This window comes from Ruminococcus sp., from assembly GCF_016283395.1.
Genome location: NZ_JAEEMU010000066.1, coordinates 1 through 2,160, shown reverse-complemented (window position 1 = coordinate 2,160; position 2,160 = coordinate 1). Strand labels below are relative to the sequence as shown.

General features: G+C 39.4%; 3 protein-coding genes. 2 read left to right on the top strand and 1 reads right to left on the bottom strand.

Annotated features, from left to right (window positions below; all coding sequences use genetic code 11):
- Positions 1 to 483, bottom strand: a 483-nt coding sequence (locus QZZ41_RS15370; RefSeq protein ID WP_295074182.1) for a glycerol-3-phosphate acyltransferase, incomplete at its 3' end; no start/stop codon positions are given.
- A gap of 244 nt (positions 484 to 727) precedes the next feature.
- Between QZZ41_RS15370 and QZZ41_RS15365 the strand changes: the two genes are divergently transcribed.
- Positions 728 to 1,288, top strand: a complete 561-nt coding sequence (locus QZZ41_RS15365) for a sigma-70 family RNA polymerase sigma factor (RefSeq protein ID WP_295074180.1) — start codon at positions 728 to 730, stop codon at positions 1,286 to 1,288.
- 12 nt (positions 1,289 to 1,300) lie between these two features.
- The coding region (locus QZZ41_RS15360; RefSeq protein WP_295074178.1) for a hypothetical protein at positions 1,301 to 2,160 on the top strand (860 nt) is incomplete at its 3' end.

Here is a 2,160-nt window from a genome sequence, read left to right as displayed (position 1 = left end):
CACAGGATCTCCTGTGATGAACGCATACATAAGGGTAAAAATGATTGAACCCGTAACAGGAACGACGCAAACATAATCTACTGAGAAGCCCAAGACTATTTCAAAAAGAAGAAGAAGAGAGAAGGTCAGTGGATTGAATGCAAGTATTGTACCACCTAGTGAAGCAAGCCCTTTTCCTCCATGAAATTTCATAAGTACAGGGAAGATATGTCCGAGTATACAACATGATCCCGACAGTATTTTTGCAAACTTGATCTGAGGAAAAAGGTATGCAGCAAGCGTCGAAGCTGCAACGGCTTTGAAGATATCAAAAAGGGCCACTAGCAGACCGGCTTTCTTGCCTATGGTTATTACTGTATTTGATGCGCCAGCATTGCCCGAGCCTCTTTCACGGATATCAAATCCCTTGAATTTAGCAATGATAAAGGCAGGATTGATATTGCCGAAGAAGTATCCGAGCAGGGCACACAGAAGAATTTGCATAAAAATGATCCCCCCCAGGGAAAAAGCAGCTGAGCTGCAAAAAATGACGATGCGTTTTTAGTCCTTCTTATCATACCATATTTGCTCGAAAAAGTAAATACCCTGCAGAAATTTTTTGTATCTCCGCAAATAATAATTGTTAAAAATAAAAAATAATGTTTTGAGTGTTACATAATGTAACTCATTAACGATTTGTATTAGTGAAAGGGGAAATACAAAATGTGCATAATAGGAGTGTTGAACTATGACTGAAAAAGAGATGCAGCATTTATTAAAGACTAAGCCTGAACGTGGGCAACGTGCCTTTTATGATAAATACTTCAACTATGTTTACACTATAGTATATTCACGTCTTAAAGGTTTTGCATCAGTTGAAGATATAGATGAGTGTGTAGGAGATGTTTTTGCACAGTGTTTCCTTTTTTTTGACAAACAGGAGGAAATAAGCGGAAATATCAAAGCCTTTACAGCTTCTGTGGCTCGTAGGAAGGCAGTTGATACATATAGAAGGGTTGCAAGACATACTTCAAGGAGCGTATCACTCGAGGAGAACGAAGAGTTCGTATCGGACGAGGATATAGTAGTTTCGACGGAGCAGTCTGAGCTCAGGCAGCTGCTATACGATACGGTAGAGCAGCTTGGTGAGCCCGATTCCACAATAATAATACAGAAGTATTTCTATGGCAGGAGCTCAAAGGAAATTGCGAAAATAGTCGAACTGTCTTCAGATAATGTTAGGACAAGATGCAGCAGGGCGATTAAAAGATTGAAAGACATGCTCCATGAAGTGGGATTTGCAAGATAAGGAGAGATATACATGAAAGATGATCTTGATATGATGTTTAGTAGAATAGAAAAGGATATCGAAAGGATATCAGAAAAATATCCGGCTGCTGGCAGAAAAGAAAAAGAAAAAATATATAAGATAAGTCAACAGAAGTATCAGCAACTCAAGGCCATGGAGGAGTCTGACGAAGGCTTTACAATTGAAGCTTCTGGAGTTGAGCGTTATCGCAGACCGATGCTTTATCGCGGAATAAGCGCAGTAGCGGCTGCACTTGTACTTGTGAGCGGACTTGCAGGTGGGCTGCTTTTGGCTAAGAACAGCAGAATACCGAATGTGGATATAGATGACAGCAGTAATACAAGTCAGTCTACTATGGTGAATGAGATCGAAGAAGATAAGATGAATGCTGATGTAGATGTGCTTGTTGATAATTTTGAGCATATTATGAGAGAACTTTATATCGCAGATGACGGAGACGAGAGCGAAATAGGTGTTGTTTTCTATAGAGACGCTGTAAATCCTGAAACAGGAGAACTGTATAAGAAAGATTTTACTTACTACAAGGTAACGGACGAAAAGCTCAATGATCCAGAAAAGATCGCTAAATTTATGGGCGCTACGTTTGCATCGAAGCTTAGTTCTTATTATTTTTTTGAAGGTGATCTTGGCGCATACGAAGACGGTAAAGACTTTTCAGATGACAGTAAGGCAGGAAGGCGTTTAAGACCATTTATAGCCTATAATGGTGTAGTTCTTGCAGATCATATTGACGATGATGTGTCGTATAAGTACAAGTTCCATGAAGTATACGATTTCAGTAATTATAAACTCAAATCATCTGTATTTGACGATAGTACTGATGCATTTAACGATGAGCTTGAGCTTGATCT

Excerpts from the sequence above, each read along its gene's own strand:
- QZZ41_RS15365 (WP_295074180.1), top strand. The coding sequence starts at position 728 with ATGACTGAAAAAGAGATGCAGCATTTATTAAAGACTAAGCCTGAACGT.